This is a genomic window from Mucilaginibacter sp., assembly GCF_025359345.1.
Lineage (GTDB): Bacteria > Bacteroidota > Bacteroidia > Sphingobacteriales > Sphingobacteriaceae > Mucilaginibacter.
Genome location: NZ_JANYGQ010000009.1, coordinates 269,364 through 288,432, shown reverse-complemented (window position 1 = coordinate 288,432; position 19,069 = coordinate 269,364). Strand labels below are relative to the sequence as shown.

At 43.8% G+C, this 19,069-nt stretch carries 20 protein-coding genes; 8 read left to right on the top strand and 12 right to left on the bottom strand.

What is annotated here, in order from left to right; genetic code table 11:
- Positions 1 to 10: 10 nt before the first annotated feature.
- Entirely contained in the window at positions 11 to 2,155 is a 2,145-nt protein-coding gene (locus tag Q0R52_RS05000; RefSeq protein WP_295792722.1) for a carboxypeptidase-like regulatory domain-containing protein, read from the bottom strand.
- Positions 2,156 to 2,349: 194 nt separating this feature from the next.
- Here Q0R52_RS05000 and Q0R52_RS04995 point away from each other — a divergent pair, with 194 nt between their 5' ends.
- Entirely contained in the window at positions 2,350 to 2,961 is a 612-nt protein-coding gene (locus tag Q0R52_RS04995; RefSeq protein ID WP_295792721.1) for a YdeI/OmpD-associated family protein, read from the top strand.
- Positions 2,962 to 3,005: 44 nt separating this feature from the next.
- Here the strand turns inward: Q0R52_RS04995 and Q0R52_RS04990 are convergent, their stop codons facing one another.
- The 6 genes from Q0R52_RS04990 to rpsF form a co-directional block, all read right to left on the bottom strand.
- Positions 3,006 to 3,419: a DUF1801 domain-containing protein gene (locus Q0R52_RS04990; protein ID WP_295792720.1), complete on the bottom strand. Its 414-nt coding sequence runs from the start codon at positions 3,417 to 3,419 to the stop codon at positions 3,006 to 3,008.
- 52 nt (positions 3,420 to 3,471) lie between these two features.
- On the bottom strand, positions 3,472 to 3,903 hold the full coding sequence (locus Q0R52_RS04985) for a hypothetical protein (protein WP_295792718.1): 432 nt from the start codon (positions 3,901 to 3,903) through the stop codon (positions 3,472 to 3,474).
- An 87-nt stretch (positions 3,904 to 3,990) separates the two neighbouring features.
- The gene (gene mtgA / locus Q0R52_RS04980) at positions 3,991 to 4,752 is read right to left on the bottom strand and encodes a monofunctional biosynthetic peptidoglycan transglycosylase (protein WP_295792717.1); all 762 of its coding nucleotides are present in this window, start codon (positions 4,750 to 4,752) and stop codon (positions 3,991 to 3,993) included.
- A gap of 307 nt (positions 4,753 to 5,059) precedes the next feature.
- A complete protein-coding gene (gene rplI, locus Q0R52_RS04975; RefSeq protein WP_252788077.1) occupies positions 5,060 to 5,503 on the bottom strand; it encodes a 50S ribosomal protein L9 in 444 nt (147 codons plus the stop codon).
- Positions 5,504 to 5,519: 16 nt separating this feature from the next.
- Positions 5,520 to 5,783 carry a 30S ribosomal protein S18 gene (gene rpsR, locus Q0R52_RS04970; protein ID WP_252788076.1) on the bottom strand — a complete coding sequence of 88 codons (264 nt, stop codon included), beginning with the start codon at positions 5,781 to 5,783 and terminating at the stop codon, positions 5,520 to 5,522.
- On the bottom strand, positions 5,783 to 6,145 hold the full coding sequence (gene rpsF, locus Q0R52_RS04965; RefSeq protein ID WP_252788075.1) for a 30S ribosomal protein S6: 363 nt from the start codon (positions 6,143 to 6,145) through the stop codon (positions 5,783 to 5,785). Before rpsF ends, rpsR begins: the two co-directional genes overlap by 1 nt.
- 251 nt (positions 6,146 to 6,396) lie before the next feature.
- On the opposite strand from rpsF, the gene Q0R52_RS04960 reads away from it, so the two are divergent.
- A complete protein-coding gene (locus Q0R52_RS04960; RefSeq protein ID WP_295792713.1) occupies positions 6,397 to 6,912 on the top strand; it encodes a hypothetical protein in 516 nt (171 codons plus the stop codon).
- Positions 6,913 to 6,987: 75 nt separating this feature from the next.
- Positions 6,988 to 7,221, top strand: a complete 234-nt coding sequence (locus Q0R52_RS04955; protein WP_295792712.1) for a hypothetical protein — start codon at positions 6,988 to 6,990, stop codon at positions 7,219 to 7,221.
- 81 nt (positions 7,222 to 7,302) lie between these two features.
- On the opposite strand, the gene Q0R52_RS04950 is transcribed toward Q0R52_RS04955, so the two are convergent.
- On the bottom strand, positions 7,303 to 7,617 hold the full coding sequence (locus Q0R52_RS04950) for a hypothetical protein (protein ID WP_295792711.1): 315 nt from the start codon (positions 7,615 to 7,617) through the stop codon (positions 7,303 to 7,305).
- Between the two features lie 67 nt (positions 7,618 to 7,684).
- Positions 7,685 to 8,458: a helix-turn-helix transcriptional regulator gene (locus Q0R52_RS04945; RefSeq protein WP_295792709.1), complete on the bottom strand. Its 774-nt coding sequence runs from the start codon at positions 8,456 to 8,458 to the stop codon at positions 7,685 to 7,687.
- A gap of 184 nt (positions 8,459 to 8,642) precedes the next feature.
- On the opposite strand from Q0R52_RS04945, the gene Q0R52_RS04940 reads away from it, so the two are divergent.
- Entirely contained in the window at positions 8,643 to 8,930 is a 288-nt protein-coding gene (locus Q0R52_RS04940) for a helix-turn-helix transcriptional regulator (protein ID WP_252788065.1), read from the top strand.
- Here the strand turns inward: Q0R52_RS04940 and Q0R52_RS04935 are convergent.
- Complete coding sequence (locus Q0R52_RS04935) at positions 8,925 to 9,761, bottom strand: aminotransferase class IV (RefSeq protein ID WP_295792706.1); 837 nt, start codon at positions 9,759 to 9,761, stop codon at positions 8,925 to 8,927. The genes Q0R52_RS04940 and Q0R52_RS04935 overlap by 6 nt on opposite strands.
- 113 nt (positions 9,762 to 9,874) lie before the next feature.
- Positions 9,875 to 10,915, bottom strand: coding sequence for an RluA family pseudouridine synthase (locus Q0R52_RS04930; RefSeq protein WP_295792704.1), 1,041 nt, complete (start codon positions 10,913 to 10,915; stop codon positions 9,875 to 9,877).
- A gap of 77 nt (positions 10,916 to 10,992) precedes the next feature.
- Between Q0R52_RS04930 and Q0R52_RS04925 the strand changes: the two genes are divergently transcribed.
- From Q0R52_RS04925 to Q0R52_RS04910, 4 genes are all read left to right on the top strand, one after another.
- Positions 10,993 to 12,060, top strand: a complete 1,068-nt coding sequence (locus tag Q0R52_RS04925) for a DUF6588 family protein (protein ID WP_295792702.1) — start codon at positions 10,993 to 10,995, stop codon at positions 12,058 to 12,060.
- Positions 12,061 to 12,331: 271 nt separating this feature from the next.
- Entirely contained in the window at positions 12,332 to 13,225 is an 894-nt protein-coding gene (locus Q0R52_RS04920; protein ID WP_295792700.1) for a pyridoxal-phosphate dependent enzyme, read from the top strand.
- 145 nt (positions 13,226 to 13,370) lie between these two features.
- Complete coding sequence (locus tag Q0R52_RS04915) at positions 13,371 to 15,341, top strand: amidohydrolase family protein (protein ID WP_295792697.1); 1,971 nt, start codon at positions 13,371 to 13,373, stop codon at positions 15,339 to 15,341.
- 218 nt (positions 15,342 to 15,559) lie between these two features.
- Positions 15,560 to 17,467, top strand: a complete 1,908-nt coding sequence (locus tag Q0R52_RS04910) for a class II glutamine amidotransferase (RefSeq protein WP_295792694.1) — start codon at positions 15,560 to 15,562, stop codon at positions 17,465 to 17,467.
- Between the two features lie 37 nt (positions 17,468 to 17,504).
- Here Q0R52_RS04910 and Q0R52_RS04905 read toward each other — a convergent pair whose 3' ends face one another.
- A complete protein-coding gene (locus Q0R52_RS04905) occupies positions 17,505 to 18,938 on the bottom strand; it encodes an ATP-binding protein (RefSeq protein ID WP_295792692.1) in 1,434 nt (477 codons plus the stop codon).
- Positions 18,939 to 19,069 lie beyond the last annotated feature (131 nt).

Here is a 19,069-nt window from a genome sequence, read left to right as displayed (position 1 = left end):
TGAATAATTTTTAGTGATTGAAGGTGTTATCGCCGATGGTTACCAGTAGCCCAAACAGGTAATTGCGTTTGGCGGCAGGTAAAATGGGTTCGCGGGTGTTGCCGTTTGACGGGTAGTTGTAGCCATAAATATTATTAAAACCCGGAATGTTATTTACCGACACGTACACCACGGCAAACTGTTTAAACAAACGGGTGAGGTAGCTGAGGTTCATACTCAGGTTATTGTAGGCTTTTGTTTTGTCGGATAGAAAATCGGGATTGTTTGGATTATAGTAAGTGCGGCCGCTCGAAAATGCATAGGCAGCACTTAGTTCTGATTTAATGACCGGGATATATTGCTTGTAAACAATGTTAAGCGTGTGTTTAGCGGCAAACGGGGGCGTAGCCTGGATGGGGTAATTGCGGAAGTCGCGTTTGGTATCCAGGTATGAGTACGAGATGTAGTAGTCTCCGCCGGGAATGCTCTGTTTATCGCGCCAAAAAACATCTATTCCTTTTGCGTAGCCGTCGCCGCCGTTATACAGGTGGCTGTAGTTGTTTACCGCATAGGTTTTCGGGAAACCGTTGTAGTCGTACTTGGTGAGGTCGGCATACTGTTTGTAAAAAGCCTCAACACGGAAGGTTAGTCCGCTGGTTAAATACTGGTAATTCAGCAGGTAATGCGTAGCTTTTTCGTAACCCAGCTGGTGGCTTTGCAGCAGGTAGGTATCATCGGGGTTTTGATAAAAAATGCCGTAAGCCATTGATACCTGGCTGTGCGTGCCGGTTTTTACAGCCAGCGATGTACGCGGGGCCAGGTTCCAATCAGCCAGGTACGATGAATGCTCGGCCATGCCGCCTAAGCGCATTACAACGTTATCACCCAGGAAAACCTCGCCTTCGGTAAAGGCTGCCTGCATATTGTCATTGAAAGAGCGGCTCTGGTAGTTCCAGCCTTCCAGCGCACCGTTCTGGTAGGCTTCGGCACCTGCCCTTAATAATGAGCGCTGGCCAAAGTAGCGTGTCAGCGTAAACCGCCCTTGCAGCAGGTGATCGTTTTTGCGGAAGTTGTTTGAATCGAGCCTGCCGCTTTCGTGGGTATTGCCGTAGGAGGCGCCCGCCTGTATCCGCCAGTCGGGGTTGAAATTGTCCTGGTAGGTTATATTGGTATAGGTATTTTTGTTATGATCGATAACATGAATGACACCTGCAGTATCGGGGTTGTCGGTAAAGAGCGAAACATCGTTATTGCTGTATTGCGAAAATATTTTCAGCATGCTGCTCTTAGTGGGTTTCCATTTGTATTGAATATTCCCGGTTTTATCAATGGGCGCCTGGTCCCAGTGTATGTTTTGTTTGAATACTGAGTAGGTGGGGTGAAGGTTGTAATAAGTACCCCCGACGGTAAGCGAGCTGTTCTCAAACCTTTCGGTGTGTGCCGCGCCGAAGCCCACGGTAAGCACCGAAAATTCCGTCGATGTTTTTTCAGCAAGGTCCTTACTTTCCAGTATCAGGGCCGACGACAAAGCCTGCCCGTATTGTGCAGAATAACCGCCCGACGAAAAAGTAGTCCCCTTAAAAAGAAAGGGCGAAAACCTGCTCCGCGACGAAATATCGGGCAACTGGCTGCTGAACGGGCTTTTTACCAACATACCATCAAAATAAGTTCGCGTTTCGGCGCCCGAGCCGCCACGTACAAACAAGCCATTTTCGCTAAAGGCCTGGCTGGTGCCCGGTAAGGTTTGCAGGGCAGCAACAATATCAGCAACCGCGCCGGCGGTGGTGGCAATATCAATGGACGACAGCACCGCGCCTTTCTTGGCGTCCCCGGTTTCAATGGTGCCTGCGGTTATTGTTACTGCATTTAACTCATTTACTGCTTCTTTAATAGTTAAGCTGAGGTTTAAAGGCTTTCCGTCGAGGTTTACGGCAACACTATCGGGCTTAAAGCCGACTGTTACATAATGCAGCACGTGCTGGCCTATCTCAGTTGTGGTGAAGGCAAAGTGCCCGGCAGTATCAGTGGATGCGCCATCATAAGTATTAACAAGGGTGATGTTTACGCCGGGTATAGTTTTTCCGTTCGAAGTTTTGATTATGCCGGAAACCCGGGTCTGGGCGAAAGCAGAAAAGCTGCTGACGAATATGATAAACAAGTAAATATATTTTTTCATGGTCTGTTCCTGGTTGACGCATCAAAAATGCCCCGAAACAGCGTTGAAACTAAGAGAATGCTGACGAGTGGTTGATTTTGTGGGATGAACGGTGTGGATGGACTTTAGGATCGCCAATCGCAGAATTCTCAATGTCAGAATATCATCCCGACTTAAAAAATTTGCTGAGTTAATTTTTGTAATTAACTTTAGCTATGGAACAATACGACGCCCGGGTTGACGCCTACATAGCCAAGGCCGCACCTTTTGCAAAACCAATACTTGAACATATCCGCGAGGTTGTACATAAAGCTTCGCCATTGATAACGGAAACTGTTAAATGGGGCATGCCTTTTTTTGACTACAAGGGCCCTGTTTGTATGATGGCATCGTTTAAGCAGCATCTTGGCTTTGGTTTTTGGAAGTCGTCGCGGTTGAACGACCCCGACGGCTACCTGCAGGGAAGCGACGAAGAAGCTGCTGCCGGAAGCTTTGGCCGTATTGAAAAAATGGAGGACCTGCCGCCTGATGAGGCGATGATCGGTTTTATATTGCAGGTGATTGCCCTGAATGAAAGCGGTATTAAGGAGCCCAAAAAAGCCGCTCCCGCCAAAGCGGAACTACCCATGCCTGATGATTTTAACCAAATATTAAGCAGCAACACCACTGCCCTTGGTTATTTTGTTGACTTTTCGCCATCTAAAAAACGGGAATACCTCGAATGGTTTGCCGAGGCAAAAAGTGATGACACACGGCAGAAACGTATGGAACAGGCGTTAGAGTGGATAAGCGAGGGGAAATCGAGGCACTGGAAGTACCAGAAATAGTCCGAAAGTCCGAAAAGTCAGTAAAGTCCGAAAGACGTGTACAGTTATTTGTCAACCAGACCCAACCAGTCCTTAATAACATTTTGTAAGGCCGATTCTTTTGCTTTTACATCCTCCAAATCTTTAAAAACAATAATCCGGCGGCCGTCTGCGTAGTCGCCGGTTAGCAGGCCGGTGGTATCGTTTACTTTGGCGCCGCTGGGGAAAACCAGCATTATCCTGTTTTTATGCAAGTTGAACACTATTATTTCCCGTTTATATTCTTTGGGGTCGAAAGGCTGCATTTCGCCGTTGTAGTAAAAGCTCGGGTTGTTCCATTTTATCCGCTCGCTTATTTCATTGCTAACGCTTCGGATGATTTGGCGAAGGGTTTCCACTACATCCCTGATGGATACATCAAGGTTTTGGATGAGTTGGGCGATTTGTTGTTGGTCGGTAAGTTTGGGTAAATTAGGCATAATGATTTGAGTTGGCGTTACTTAATCAAATATAATCATTGCCTAAATAAATTCACCCAAGTGAGATAACCGTACCATAGTAGATAATGTTATATCTCGACCAATCGTCAAATTGTTTAAGTGCTGCAAAAACGAAATCGTTTATATTATTCTCAAAACAACTAAACTCTTTATTGCTAAAAATATCGGTCCTTATAAAATACCGCTTGTTCTTTTCGTCGAACGATTTTGTAACATAAAATCTAAAGGTTTTCTTTTGCGGTTTGTCTTCAAATTCTACACCAATATTGCCATAAAATTCGCCATCTCTGCAAGTTAGGTCGATTATTAAGGCATCGTTATTTCTCACAGTATTTGTAAGCCTCCAATGTTTAGGCTGTAATATTCTCGCAATTGCAGATTCCAGTTTTACCAATTTATCTTCAATTTCGAAAAATTCATCATCGTTGATATTTGAATAAACATTGTACAGAAGCTTTCTCATAATGTAATAGTAAATTGTCTGTAACGACACAGCCAACGGGTGTGTTATTCGTTTATCATTCCCCCTTTAGGGGGCAAGGGGGGCGCACTAAAATTCCAGCGGCCCTAACCTTCGCATATTCTTCATTATTAAATACTGCCGGTGACGTAAATAATCGCTTGGATTTGTGGCCGACCATTTTAGCGGGTTTGGAAATATAACCGCAATAGCTGCTGCTTCGCGGTTGGTTAGCTGCGATGCCGGTTTATGGAAATAGGCCTGGGCTGCCGCTTCCACGCCGTAAATGCCGTCGCCCATTTCAATTTCGTTGAGGTAAACTTCCATAATGCGCTTTTTGCTCCAGAATATGTCCATCAACACCGTAAACCAGGCCTCGAACCCTTTACGAATTATCGATCTGCCCGGCCACAGGAATACATTTTTCGCGGTCTGCTGGGTTATGGTGCTACCTCCTATGAGTTTTTTACTCTTCGAGTTTTTCTCATAGGCCTTCTCAATGGCGTTAAAGTCGAAGCCGTGGTTCTCTAAAAAAGTCTGGTCTTCGGCGGCTACGGCGGCGCGTTTCATGGATAGCGAAATATCGTCGAAGTCTTTCCATTGCTTGTCTATCTTCCAGTCCTTGCCGTCGGCTTTGCGTTCAAAGCCACGCTGTATCATCAGCCAGGTAACAGGCGGGTTAACAAAACGGTACAGTATCACAAAAAACAAACTGCCCAACACAAAAACTATAAACACCAGTTTTACAACGCGCAAAACGAGCTTAAGCCAGCCGTTTCGAAAGATGCCTTTCTTTTTGCCGCTGGCCGATTTGTTATTTGAAGCGGGACTTTTACTCCGCGTGGTTTTCATTGGGTTAAAAATAATTTTTTATTTCGGAAGTCGGAATTTCGATTTCGGATTTATTTTGGGGAGCCATATCAATTATGTCATTGCGAGCGAAGCGTGGCAACCGCATGCTCTACAGAGCGAATAGAAAGGTTGATAACTTGCACAGCCGCTCTGTAGCGCATGCGGTTGCCGCGCTCGTTCCTCGCTCGCAATGACAAGATTTTGAGTGTTTTGTAAAAATAAAAAAGGTGTCAAGCTTTCGCTCAACACCTTTATATAAATTTTTAATTCAAATTCCGACATCGTAAATCCGACGTCCGAAATCAGATTACTCTGCTACTACTTCGAAAGGAACCTGTACTTTAACCTCTTTGTGCAGGTTAACATTGGCAACGTATTCGCCAACAAATTTTGGTTCAGTTTCAAAAGTGATGCGGCGACGGTCGACTTCAAAGCCTAATTTCTTCAATGCATCAGCAACCTGGATAGTGTTGATTGCACCGAAAATTTTACCGGTTTCGCCAGCTTTAGCGCCGATAGTAAGCTTAACGCCTTCTAAACGGGCTGCAATAGCATCAGCATCTTTGCGTATTTTATCTTGTTTAAACTGGGCCTGTTTAAGGTTTTCAGCTAAAACTTTACGGGCACTTACAGTGGCCTGTATGGCATAACCCTTAGGGATAAGGTAGTTACGGCCATAACCTGGCTTTACTTTCACTACATCATCCTTATCACCCAGGTGCTTAACGTCTTGTTTTAAAATAAGTTCCATTTTCTTTACCTCCTGATTATTTTAATGAGTCTGTAACATAAGGTAATAAACCGATGTGGCGCGCACGCTTAACAGCCTGTGCAACCTTACGCTGAAATTTTAACGAAGTACCGGTTAAGCGGCGTGGTAATACTTTACCCTGGTCGTTAATAAACTTTAATAAAAAGTTAGCGTCTTTGTAGTCGATATACTTGATACCATTCTTTTTGAAACGGCAGTATTTTTTACGTGTGTCCTCTACTTTAGGGGCGGTTACGTATTTAATTTGTTCGTTAGCCATTAGTGTGCTGCCTCCTCTGCTTTAGGTTTTTTGTTGAAAGCACCACTGCGTTTTTTGTCGTTGTAAGCAACAGCGTGCTTATCTAAGGCAATGGTTAAAAAGCGTAACACGCGCTCGTCGCGGCGTAGTTCAACTTCAAGTTTGTTAATTACATCACCCGGGGCCTTAAATTCAGTTAAGTGATAATACCCTGTCGTCTTTTTTTGGATAGGGTACGCTAATTTTCTCAAACCCCAATTATCCTCCTGGACAATTTCGGCTCCGTTATCAGTTAAAATTTTGCTGAATTTGGCGTTAGCCTCTGCAGCAACATCAACTGACAACAACGGGGTTAGAACGATCACAATTTCGTACTGTTGCATTGTTATACTTTGATTTTAAATAAATTACCCGCTATTACGGGGCTGCAAATGTATGAAGAATATTTTATTTTTTCAAATAGAAATAAAGGTATATTTAGCACCGGAACAATAGACTATATTATACTTCACCACCCAAAAAGATGAAATTATTTTTTTTATTAGGATTTTGCATAATTCTAACTCAAAACCTGTTTGCGCAGTCTGCGCCCAGCGAACTGGAAAAAAAATTAACAGACAGCATTTGTACTTGCATGACGCAAGTAAATGTTGACAAGATAAATTCCAAGAAAGAGGCTGTTGCGGTTTTTACAGACTGCTTTACCAAGCACACCGACTTTTTAATGAAGCTGGCAACCGAGAAAAATATTGACCCTACCGACAACGCCAAAATGCGCGATCTGGGAATTGAGATTGGCAAACAATTATTAAACCAAAACTGCGCTGCTTTTACCAAAATATCGGTAAAAATGGTGGCTGCTGAAACTGAAAAAAGTGAAAATGCCGAAGAAGGGATAGGTTCTACTACAGGTAAAATAAGAAGAATTGACATGAAGGGCTTTAACTACATTGTTGCAACCGACAAAAGCGGCAGCGAAAAATCATTTTTGTGGTTGCGTCAGTTCCCTGGTTCAGAAAAATTTGCCAATGGAGTAACCGGTTTGCTTGGCAAACCGGTTAAGATAACCTGGCATGAACTTGAGGTTTACCTGCCACAAGCAAAGGGTTATTATAAGGTAAAAGAAATAACTGCAGTAGATTTTTTATAAATCGCATGTTACGGTATTGTTTTTGATATATAATGCCGCCGGCGTTTAATTTTAACACTTTTATTAATCAATACGATGATAACCCCTTCAACATACAACGACAACCACATCCAAACCATTGATGCCGATGATACCTACACGGAGTATTCGCCTGACGGTAATGACGACACAGATGATGACTGGGATGACGAGGAAGACGAATCATTTGACGACGAGGCCGGCGATAATAATGACCTGCATGAAATTATTGTAGAAGAAAACATTGATGACGCGGATGACGATGACCATCTGCCCAGTGAGGATTACTAGTATGGCGTTAGTCTCAAGTCGAAAGTCTTTAGTCCTAAGTCGGAAGCGACAAAAAATTGACTAAAGACTTCCGACTTAACATTAGTCGGTTAGTTCTTCGTAAAACTCCCGTTCTATTTTAATACCCCGGTTGGTTATAAAATCAACCATCTTGAATCCAATTCGCAGATATTCGGCCTGTACAGCAATTTTGGCTTTTTCAATCATACCTGCATTTTCCCAAACAGCCATGGTAACTATTACCGGGTCTCCGGCTTCGTTTGTGCGCTTGTACACCCCGTCTTGCACAAATCCGTCCAGCTTTTTTATAAAGTTACGGTTGTAGTTCATCCGTTCTGTGAATTCAGCAAAAGCTGCTGCCGGCACTACGAACTTGTCAATAAGTATTTGTTTCATTTTATTTCAGTGTTTTCTACAAAGTTCCGCTTATAGCAGATTCAGACCTTGTAAAAAATCATTGATTTTACCAGAAGATTGGCGACTTAAAAAAGTCTGACGGGGTTTGGCCGGTAAATAGCCTGAAATCATTATTAAAGTGCGATTGATCGAAATAGCCCGCATCGTAAGCCAGTTGGTTAAAGTTTTCATGCTTCTTGCCGTTTACCACGATATTCCGCAGGCGTATAATGGACGAAACTTGCTTGGGCGATGCTCCGGTGGCCTTTCTGAACCTTTTTTCAAAGGCGTCCTGGCTTATATACAGGGAGTCGGCCAGCTCTTTTATTTTATAAAAACCTTTGGCAGTATACATCTTTTCTATTGCTGCTAAAACCAGTTGATCCCCGCCTGCACCTTTATATTGAGAAAAAAGGAAATGCTCAATCAAATTTATTCTTTCAACGTTATTCTTCGCGGCCGATAGTTGCTCTTCAATTACTGAGGCTTGCCCGTTGCTGACAAAATTATCGAGGGGAACACTGCCTTCGAATATTTCGTGAAGTGGTACTTTGAAAAAGCTGCCCGCCGCGGCAGTTTTAAAAATAACCAGTATAGCTGCAGACCCGGCTGAGTAGTTTACCAGCCGCGAAGATTTTTTTAACCCCGTTAAAACCGATGCCGGTATATTGGTTTCGGTGCCCCCGACTGTAAAGTTTACATTGCCTTTATACCTGAAAACCAGCACCACCGAGGTGTCGGGCACCAACCGGTTTATAACCTCCCGGTCGCTTTCAATTACCAGGTAATGTTTGATAAACGGCTTTAAAGCATCCGTGGGTATGCAGGTGGTAACGGTCATTTCCTTAAATAGAATACAAAGCAAGTTAGGCAACAATTGTGTTAAAATCCCCCTTTTTTACGTCATTTTATTGCCGGTACAAAAAATGGGCAGTCACCGGTAAAATTTGGATATAAGGTTATTTGCATTAAAAAAAACCGTTCAGCTAATTACTTCGTTTATACTACTTTATAACTAAATTTTTATGAGGTCGATAAGCGATTTAAAAACCAAAGCCATAGTCTCGAATATCCGTAAGATTCGGGAATTCAGAAATTACACGCAGGATTACCTGGCGGCTAAACTTAAAATATCCCAAAATGCCTACAGCAAAATTGAACTGGGATACAGTAATATTACCCTGAACAGGCTAGTTGAAATTGCAGAAATACTGGAAATTGAACTTGTTGATTTAATTTGCGAAGACTGGGAAGATGTTATAAAATTAAAATTAGCCAGCCGGCAACTAAGGCAAAGCGGCGGTTCGCTATAGCTTATTAAGCTCTTCGACAAGTATTTTACTCAATTCATTAAAATACCGCCGTACCCCAAACCCTATTACACTTTGAATACCACGGCCGGCGTTTGTTAAAAACACCTCATCGGCTTCGTACAATATATCCGGACTGATCTGTGCCTCAGTAACCGGGATGTTATTATTTTTTGCCAGGTCGATCAGCACATGGCGCATAACGCCTTCCACGCAGCCCTCGCTTAAAGCGGGTGTGTAAAGGTGTTTTTTGTAGGATATGAAAATGTTCGAACTGCTGGCTTCGCATAAATTGCCGGCCTGGTTCAGTAAGAAAACATCGTCCAGTTTGTTTTGGGTTTTGTATAGGCCTGCCATCACGTAAATTAATGAGTTGCAGGTTTTAATGTTCGACAGGTAATTGGTAGGCTTGGGCAGTTCACTGTAAATATCCATTATCAACCCTTTGTCGTTCAAAAAATAACGGGGCTCATCCACTGGCTGCAGCTCCAGGCACCAGCCCATTTTATTTTGGGTTGGGGTATATAAGCCGCCTGCATCCCTGTAAACGGTTAAGCGCAGCCTGCCATGCTTGGCTTTGTTGCGGCGGGCGAGGTCGGCAACTTTCTCTTTTAAAAACCAGGCATCCATAGCCGAGTAGCCATCAATCTTTAAAGCCTTCATCCCTTTTTGCAGGCGTTCGGCATGCAGTTCCGGGAATTTTAGCTGCCCCTTCATCATACGCATGCTTTCGAACAGGCCATCGCCATATTTAAAAGCACGGTTATTTATCGAAACCAGTTTGGTATCAGCCGGAAGTATTTCTCCATTAAAATTGATAAAAACGGGTGTCATGGTTGTTTTTTAGTTGTTCATGGTTAATGGTTCATAGTTCATTGTAGGAAATTCACAGTTCATGGTTCATGGTGCAAAAAGTGCAGCGGCTATGAACCATCAACTATGAACCATCAACTGTCGGCTACGCGCTCTCCTACATATTTCCTCCACTTTTGCAAAACTGCGGCAAAATCTTCGGGCAGGGGCGCTTCAAAATGTAATTGTTTTTTTATTGTTGGATGTAAAAACCCCAGCGACTGTGCATGCAGCGCCTGGCGTGGCATTAACTCAAAGCAATTTTCGACAAATTGTTTGTATTTACTGAAAACAGTTCCTTTTAATATTTTATCGCCGCCATAAGTGGCATCGCTAAACAGGGGATGGCCGATGTGTTTCATGTGGGCTCGTATCTGGTGCGTGCGGCCGGTTTCAAGCTGGCATTCTATCAGGGTGACGTAGTCCATTCGTTCCAGCACCCGGTAATGCGTTACCGACCATTTTCCTTTTTCGGGGTCGTCGTAAATACTCATTACCCGCCGGTCGGCTATGCTGCGGCCTATGTAACCGGTTACGGTACCGTCTTCGGGTAAATCGCCCCAAACCAGGGCAATGTATTTGCGGGCTATGGTATGCTCAAAAAACTGACGAGCAAGCCAGGTCATGCTGCGTTCGTTTTTACTGATCAGCAACAGTCCTGATGTATCTTTATCTATTCGGTGTACCAGGCCCGGGCGGCCATCATTACCCGGTAAGGTTGGCAATTGCTGAAAATGGAAAACCAGTGCATTAACCAGTGTGCCTGTATAATTGTTGTAACCGGGGTGCACCACCATGCCTGCCGGTTTATTAACCACCAGTACATCATCGTCCTCGTAAACAATATTAATAGGGATGTTTTCCGGGTAAACTTCGGTATCCCGCGGCGGATGCGGCAACACCACCGAAATGACGTCAAGCGGTTTCACCTGGTAGCTTGATTTGGTGACCTTATCGTTAACCAACACATTACCAAGCTCGATAGCGTTTTGTATGCGGTTACGCGATGCATTTTCAACGCGGTGCATCAAAAACTTATCAATACGCAACAGCGACTGGCCCTTATCAACCACAATCCTTAGGTGCTCATAAAGGTCTTGCTCTTCCTGCTCAATAAATGCGGCGTCGTCGATCATCGGGGCAAAAGTAGTCGTTTTTTCACATAATGATAATAGTAAAAAAATATGTCCCGGCAATAAGCGTTTAGTACTGTATGAGAAAATATTATTACTTTTTAGCAGTAGCTTTCTTAGTTAGCACCGTTTCTGTTGCAAATGCGCAGAACTCCTTTTCGGGCCTTATTAAATCGAGCCCCGCCGATGCTACAAAATTATTAAATGCCTATGCGTTGCCGTTTTTTAAGGGCCTGGGCGTGGATCAAAACAGTGGCTGGACCAACACCGCCAAAACGAAAGGCATACTTAAATTTGATGTACGCATTACCGCATCGGCAGCATTTATTTCGTCGGCTGATAAAACTTTTGATGTTACTAAAATAGGATTGTCAAACCACGTAAAGCCCGCCGATCCGGGTCTGACTATTGCCCCAACCTTTGGGGGCGCTAAGAATACCGACGGCCCAAAGCTTAACATCTACGACGATAACGGCAACAAAGTAGCCGATTTTAATACCCCCGCCGGTGTTATAGCGGTAATACCGGCCCCGCAGATACAGGTTACGGTTGGCCTGCCTCAAAATACGGACATTACCTTACGTGCCATACCCAAGGTAACCGTAGGCAGCGACTTTGGGAGCATATCAATGATAGGCTTCGGCTTAAAACACAACATAATGCAGGATATTTATGGAAAGACTGCCGGTGAATTGTTACCTTTTGATCTGGCCATTGCCATTGGGTACAGCCATTTAAATTTAACCAAAACACTTAACGTTACCCCCGAAAACGGCGCGCAGCCTAAAGACAGCCAGCAAAGCACCAACTTTAGTAATCAATACCTGGATGGTAGTTTCAACAGTTTTACGGGCGAGGTTATCATATCAAAAAAGCTGCTGTCGTTTACCCCGTTTTTGGCTCTGGGCTATAATACTACTCATGCAGGTGTTACAGCAGTAGGAAATTACCCTGTGACCACCGGTGGCACGTTAATAACAAATACCTATACAACGTTTACCAACCCGGTATCCATCAGCGAGAACGTAATTAGTGGCGTGCGTGCTGATGTTGGTTTTCAATTGAGCCTTGGCTTTTTCCGTTTGTATGCGTCAGGCAGTTTGGCGCAATATAAATCGGTTAATGCGGGGATAGGGTTTGGGATTTGATTGAATACTTAACTAACTAAGTTAACTTTGGACATCGCATGTCCGCTGTGAATGTCCGCCGGGGTGGACTCACCCGGACATTGCTTCGCTCGTCCTGCCCTCTCTACCGTAAACGGTAAAGAGGGCAAATCACCTTTCATATATATACATAATTTTTTTCCGACCTCTTTACGGCTCGCCGTAGAGAGGGCAGCTCCAGCGAAGCGTCGAGCGGGTGAGTCCACCCCGGCGGACATTCACTCCCCATCATCTTTTTCCATAAATTTGCCCAATGCACATCAACCTCGAAATTTACAGCCCCATCCATCAAATAAAAAACAAGTTGTTTGATGAAAAGGGCATAGAGGTTTTTATAAAGCGGGACGACCTTATCCATCCTATTATATCGGGCAATAAATGGCGCAAACTGAAGTATTTGCTCAAACGCGCACAAGCTGAGAATAAACATCACCTGGTAACATTTGGCGGGGCGTATTCCAACCATTTGCTGGCCACGGCAGCAGCTGCCGCAAAATTTGGCTTTAACGCAACAGGCTTTGTAAGGGGTGAAGAAGTAGCCAACGACACACTTTTTTTATGCCGCTTACATGGCATGGATTTGATTTTTACCGATAGAGAAAGCTACCGCGACAAGCCGGCCTTATTTGATAAATATTTTGGCGATGACGCAGACGCGATTTTTATTGACGAGGGCGGCGCAAGTGCCGAGGGCGCAAAAGGTTGCAGCGAATTGGTTGATGAACTTACTGAGACCTACGACCATGTTTTTTGCGCCTGCGGAACGGGCACTACAGCTGCCGGAATTATTAATGGAATCCAACGGAACCAGCTGCCCACCCAATTTCATGCAATCCCCGTGCTGAAAAATGGAGACTTTATTAGAGACGAAATAGATAAATTTTTAACGGCGCCTGCTGATTATCATTTACATACTTCCTATCACTTTGGCGGTTACGGAAAAACCGACGAAAGGCTGATCAATTTTATTAAACAATTTGTTGCCGAAACAGGGATATTAATTGAACCGGTTTATACGGGTAAAATGCTGTATGCTTTGTTTGATATGGCAGCTTCAGATTATTTTAAGCCGGGCGACCGGGTACTGGCTATTCACAGCGGTGGCATATGGGGATTGTTGGGGATGAAGGATAAGTTTAACCGCTGATTATTTTGATTACGTTGATTTCGCTGATTTTGATTTGTGATTTGATAGATTAAGTGGAGGCCCTCACTAAATAATCGGGCTTGTGTTGAATTTCGAAAATCAATAAAATACCTATCTTTAACTTTCCGAAACTTTAGTAAATCCTATGAAAAAATACATACTCCCGGCACTTTTATTATGTTCTGTTTTTGGCGCTAACGCACAAAATAAACCGGATAGCGTTACCTTTTTGCTGCACAAATTTGAACAGCATATTGGCAAAGAGGTCTATCGCGTTAGCAAAACCAGCAACGAAATTACTTATACAGTCGACTTTAAATTTGTAGACCGGGGCTCGCCTGTTCCGCTAAAAGCTGAACTGAAGCTCACAACGGCCAACGAACCTATCAGCTTGAAAATAAAAGGTAATACGGCGCGATCGGCTACTATTAACGATACCATTGGCATTTCGGGTACGCTGGCACGCATAAAGGTTAACGACTCATCGTACCAGCAGCAGCTTACCACACTTGCTTTCCCGGTTGCCAGCTACGCACCTGGAACGGTACAGCAAGTGCTGATACAATACTGGAAAAACCATCATGAACCGGCGAGCATCACCACGCTGCCATTCGGGAGTGTTCAGATAAAAAAGAGCGGCGACGACACTTTTACCTTCAACGGTAAAACGCTGCAGTTCGACCGCTACACCATTGGCGGGTTAATTTGGGGCAACGAAATTGTGTGGACTGATAAAGCAGGGCAACTGGTATGCCTGATAACCAATGATGCGGAAGCCGACAAACTGGAAATGATGCTGGAGCCCTACGAAAGCCTGCTGCCGCAATTTATTGGCAAAGCAGCTACCTATGGTATGGAACTGTTCACAAAATCGACGCCAAAATCTACAGCTGCCGATAAAGTAATTGCCATAACCGGCGGTACGGTAATAGATGTGGTTAACTCGAAATCGATACCTAATTCGACAGTAATAATTGAGAACGGCATCATCAAAAAAGTTGGCGAAGCAGGTAAAGTAACTATACCGGCAGGCGCAAAAATTATTGATGCCAAAGGCAAGACCATATTACCCGGCCTGTGGGATATGCATGCCCACTTTGAGCAGGTTGACTGGGGGCCGGCTTACCTTGCAGCAGGCGTAACTACGGTACGCGATTGCGGTAACGAGTTTGGTTTTATAAACTCGGTGCAAAGCGCAATTGACAATGGAAAAGGTATTGGACCTAAAATATTAAAGGCAGGTATTATTGACGGCAAGGGCCCAATGGCGCTGGGCATTATACAGGCCGATACCAAAGAAGAAGCGATAAAAGAAGTTGACCGTTATAAGGATAACGGTTTTGTTCAGATAAAAATTTACAGCTCGGCAAAACCCGCCATTGTAAAAGCCATTTGCGATGAAGCGCATAAACTTGGTCTAACCGTTACCGGGCATATACCTAATGGAATGACTTTGCAGGCAGGTGTTGATTCGGGTATGGATATGGTTAACCACGTGCAGTATGTATACTCGGTTATGAAACGGAATAAAGACCGTTCTGTAAATTTTGAGGACTCGACCAGTATAGCTGCGCTTAAATTTATTAAGGCGCACCATACGGTTATTGATCCTACGGTGGGTGTATTTGAAATGTTTTTCCGGTCGACGAAGGATGATATAACTGAAATGGAGCCGGCGTTTTATTCGTTGCCGCTGCCGTTGCAGGCCATTTTTAAAAACACGGGTACCGACCCGGCAAGCGCCACAAGGCTGAAACCCATTTGGGACAGCTTTCAGAAATTGGTAAAAGTGATGTATGATAACGGCATAGCCATTGTTGCCGGCACCGACCAGGGTTTTCCCGGCTATAGCCTTGACCGTGAGCTGGAATTATATGTGAATGCGGGGTTAACGCCCATTCAGGCAATCCGTACCGCAACTATTACTCCTGCTGCTGTCATGAAGATGGATAAGGAAACAGGATCTGTTGAAGTTGGCAAAAAGGCGGATATTATTATAGTAGACGGTGACCCGTTAACAACTATCCGCGATATCCGCAAGGTTACCACCGTAATAAAAGGCGGTAAAATTTACGACCCGGGGATGCTGCATAAGTTGGTTGGGTTTGGGAAATAGAACCGGGATTAAGGGATTTTTTAGATTAATAGGATGCCTGGTACATTAGAAATCAGGAAACTATGAAATCCCTTAATCATAGGTTTTTCTAAAAAAATCGCTAATTCACCAACTCACTAATTCATCAATTTTTCGTCCTCAACATTAATGCAATTTTATGACATTGTTAATTCCGAGTTTTAACATTTAAATTATAACTTTGCCGCTCATTACCAAGCATGAGTGATCAGATTAAACATGAATGCGGTGTGGCATTTATTCGCCTGTTAAAACCGCTTTCTTTTTATCAGCAAAAATACGGAACGGCCCTGTACGGCATAAACAAGCTTTACCTTTTAATGGAAAAACAACACAACCGCGGCCAGGATGGCGCCGGTGTTGCTACCATTAAACTGGATATTGAACCCGGTAAACGCTACATAAGCCGCCACCGGTCGATGGCCTCGAATGCGGTAGCCGATATTTTTGAGTATATACAAAAGAAGTTCGCCGAAATTCAGAAGGAAACACCTGAAAAAATGAAGGATGCTGCGTGGCTTAAAGAACATGTGAGCTTTACTGGAGAAGTTTTACTGGGGCACCTGCGTTACGGCACCCATGGCAAAAACAGCATCGAGAACTGCCACCCGTTTTTAAGGCAAAACAACTGGATGACGCGTAACCTGGTTATTGCCGGCAACTTTAACATGACCAACGTTGACGAGCTGTTACAACAGCTATATGACCTTGGCCAGCACCCCAAAGAAAAAGCGGATACCGTTACCGTACTCGAAAAAATAGGCCACTTTATTGATACCGAAAACCAGGGTTTGTTTGACCAATACAAACGCGAAGGGTTAGACGACAACATACAGATTAGCAAGCTGATCGCTAATGATATGGATGTTGCCAAAATCCTGCGCAAATCAGCAAAAAACTGGGATGGTGGCTATACAATAGCCGGCATTTTGGGACATGGTGATGCCTTTGTAATGCGCGATCCTGCAGGCATAAGACCTGCGTTTTATTATTATAACGATGAAATTGTTGTAGCCGCATCCGAAAGGCCTGCGTTGCAGACAGCCTTTAATATACCTATTGAGGATATTAAGGAGATAAAACCCGGTCATGCCCTTATTGTAAAAAAGAACGGCAAAATAACCGAGGATATGGTGAGCGAGCCGGCCGAAAAGAAATCATGTTCATTTGAGCGGATCTATTTTTCGCGCGGCAGCGATGCCGATATTTACCGTGAGCGTAAACAACTTGGTCGTTTACTGTGCCAGCAGATATTGGAATATGTTGACCATGATGTAAAAAACACCGTTTTCTCGTACATTCCGAATACTGCCGAGGTAGCGTTCTATGGTATGGTTGAGGGTGTGCATAAGTACATCAAAAAATACCAGCGTGACAGGTTGCTGAACCGCGAAGATAAAATTACCGAAGAAGAACTGACTGAGGTGCTTGCAATGGCGCCCCGTGTGGAGAAGATTGCAATAAAAGACGTTAAGCTGCGCACCTTTATTACGCAGGATGCTGACCGCAGTGAAATGGTGGCGCACGTTTACGACACCACTTATGGCCTGATAAATAAGGGAACTGACACGTTGGTTGTTTTGGACGATTCCATAGTGCGCGGTACTACGCTTAAGCAAAGTATACTAAAGATACTGGACAGGCTTGGCCCTATAAAAATTGTGGTGGTATCATCAGCGCCGCAAATACGTTTCCCTGATTGTTATGGTATCGATATGTCGCGCATGGGCGAGTTTGTGGCCTTTGAAGCGGCTATCAGTCTGCTGAAAGATGCAGGTAAAGACGATGTGATATTAAAAGTATATCAGCAATGTAAGGACAGTGCCAAGCTGCCTAAAGAGGAAGTGGAAAACTATGTTAAGGCAATATACGAACCTTTCACTGACCAGGAAATATCTGATCGCATTGCGCAAATTATCACCCCAAAAGAGATAAAAGCCGATGTAAAGGTTATTTACCAAACCCTTGATAACCTGCACAAGGCTTGCCCGGATCACCAGGGCGACTGGTACTTCTCAGGAAATTACCCAACACCAGGTGGTAACAAGGTGGTTAATAAGGCCTTTGCTAACTGGATGGAAGGAAAAAATACAAGGGGGTATAATTAAGTCGTTAGTCTTGAGTTAGGAGATTTGATCTTGGGTTTTATTTAAACAAGTCATCCAGTACAATATCATTTTGCACCAGGCCAATTTTGTAGCTATTGTCCTGTGTGCCAAATGTGGTGACCATTACAATAAATAGTGTCTTTTTTGTTTTGGATTTAAGCTTAAAAACTTCTTGTTTTCGCATCAAATCTTCGGCGTAGGCTTTGTCTATTGTGAACCTGGTAGTCGAAAATTTCATTTCGCAAATGCTGATGCAAAAATCCTGCCGATCAAACAATAGGTCAATTTGTGCGCCGGGTTCACCTTTACCCGGTACGTATCGCCATGCAGATTCTTCGGTATAAACGCCTGCAATTCCCAATGCCGCTTTAATTTCTTTAATATGCTTAAGGCATACGCTTTCAAATGCTGTGCCGCTCCAGCTTCGCCACGAAGGCATGGCAGATAACTTTATCCAGCTGCCGGCGCCGCCTGCCCGGCTGTTGTCGATAAACTTTAAGTAAAACCGGGAATATTCGTCTGATAGTTTATAAATGGCATCGCGCAGGTTTTTCTCAAATGGTAAGTATGCTGAAATAAAACCTGATTCGGTTAGCTCTTCAAGCAAGGCCGTGGTGGTACCACCGGTTGAAAGGCCACATGCGGCAATAATCTCTTTGCGGGTTAACCCTGCAGGTTTGGCAGCAAGCACCCGTACTATTGAGATGTGTTTATCTGCACTTGCAAATAGTGATTGATAAAGCGTATTAAATTCGTTTTGTAATGCCCCATCTTTACTGAAGCAAATCCTGTCGATATTTTGGGCCACGCTTTTGCCGGGCAAAACATCTTTAAGGTATTGGGGAATGCCGCCTAAGGCCATATACAGTTGTACCACCTGGTAGTGGTCGAGGTTTACTTTGTTGTATTTAAGGTATTCGCCGGTTTCTTTGAGCGTAAATGGTAACAACCGTATTTTGTGTGTTATACGGTTGTGAAGGCCACCTTTATTATTCACTACTTTTTGAATCATCCACGAGGCTGCCGAGCCGCAAATAATAACAACCAGGTTATTTTGCTTAGTGCCCCACATGTTCCAGAAAAACTCAAACGCCTGAAAGAAACCTGATTTTGCCGAGCTTAGCCAGGGAAACTCGTCGAGAAAAATAACGCATTTCTTTTTTTTTAGCAGCGGTTCTGCATATTTCTTCAACATTTGGAATGCTTCTGTCCAGTTAACCGGTATAGCGGGGGCAATAAGCAAGTTCATACTTTCGGCAAACGTGTTCCTGAAATTGGTTAGCTGCTCAGCTACCGTAGCATTATGGACGCCCGAAAACTCGAATATTAAATTTCCCTTTAAGTGCTTTCGTATGAGATAAGTTTTGCCCACCCGCCTTCGCCCAAACATGGCGACTAATTCGGGCCGGTTTGATTTTAGTATCCCGTTAAGAATTTCTTTTTCCTCGGTTCGTCCTATTACTTCTTCCATATTTGCTTTGTTTCAGATAGTTGTAAGTTTTTTGACGTAGTTGAGTAGTAATTATATTCAGCCATAACTATGTAAATATATATACTTATGGCTAAATATTAAAAATTATAATCAGCCATAAATGTAATTTT

Coding starts and splice junctions, on each gene's coding strand:
- mtgA (WP_295792717.1), bottom strand. CDS start 4,752: ATGAAAACCACGCGGAGTAAAAGTCCCGCTTCAAATAACAAATCGGCC.
- Q0R52_RS04925 (WP_295792702.1), top strand. CDS start 10,993: ATGAGAAAATATTATTACTTTTTAGCAGTAGCTTTCTTAGTTAGCACC.
- Q0R52_RS04940 (WP_252788065.1), top strand. CDS start 8,643: ATGAGGTCGATAAGCGATTTAAAAACCAAAGCCATAGTCTCGAATATC.
- Q0R52_RS04985 (WP_295792718.1), bottom strand. CDS start 3,903: ATGAGAAAGCTTCTGTACAATGTTTATTCAAATATCAACGATGATGAA.
- Q0R52_RS04955 (WP_295792712.1), top strand. CDS start 6,988: ATGATAACCCCTTCAACATACAACGACAACCACATCCAAACCATTGAT.
- Q0R52_RS04945 (WP_295792709.1), bottom strand. CDS start 8,458: ATGACCGTTACCACCTGCATACCCACGGATGCTTTAAAGCCGTTTATC.
- Q0R52_RS04920 (WP_295792700.1), top strand. CDS start 12,332: ATGCACATCAACCTCGAAATTTACAGCCCCATCCATCAAATAAAAAAC.
- rplI (WP_252788077.1), bottom strand. CDS start 5,503: ATGGAACTTATTTTAAAACAAGACGTTAAGCACCTGGGTGATAAGGAT.
- Q0R52_RS04995 (WP_295792721.1), top strand. CDS start 2,350: ATGGAACAATACGACGCCCGGGTTGACGCCTACATAGCCAAGGCCGCA.
- Q0R52_RS04950 (WP_295792711.1), bottom strand. CDS start 7,617: ATGAAACAAATACTTATTGACAAGTTCGTAGTGCCGGCAGCAGCTTTT.
- Q0R52_RS04935 (WP_295792706.1), bottom strand. CDS start 9,761: ATGACACCCGTTTTTATCAATTTTAATGGAGAAATACTTCCGGCTGAT.
- Q0R52_RS04990 (WP_295792720.1), bottom strand. CDS start 3,419: ATGCCTAATTTACCCAAACTTACCGACCAACAACAAATCGCCCAACTC.
- Q0R52_RS04910 (WP_295792694.1), top strand. CDS start 15,560: ATGAGTGATCAGATTAAACATGAATGCGGTGTGGCATTTATTCGCCTG.
- Q0R52_RS04930 (WP_295792704.1), bottom strand. CDS start 10,915: ATGATCGACGACGCCGCATTTATTGAGCAGGAAGAGCAAGACCTTTAT.
- Q0R52_RS04905 (WP_295792692.1), bottom strand. CDS start 18,938: ATGGAAGAAGTAATAGGACGAACCGAGGAAAAAGAAATTCTTAACGGG.
- rpsR (WP_252788076.1), bottom strand. CDS start 5,783: ATGGCTAACGAACAAATTAAATACGTAACCGCCCCTAAAGTAGAGGAC.
- rpsF (WP_252788075.1), bottom strand. CDS start 6,145: ATGCAACAGTACGAAATTGTGATCGTTCTAACCCCGTTGTTGTCAGTT.
- Q0R52_RS04960 (WP_295792713.1), top strand. CDS start 6,397: ATGACGCAAGTAAATGTTGACAAGATAAATTCCAAGAAAGAGGCTGTT.
- Q0R52_RS05000 (WP_295792722.1), bottom strand. CDS start 2,155: ATGAAAAAATATATTTACTTGTTTATCATATTCGTCAGCAGCTTTTCT.
- Q0R52_RS04915 (WP_295792697.1), top strand. CDS start 13,371: ATGAAAAAATACATACTCCCGGCACTTTTATTATGTTCTGTTTTTGGC.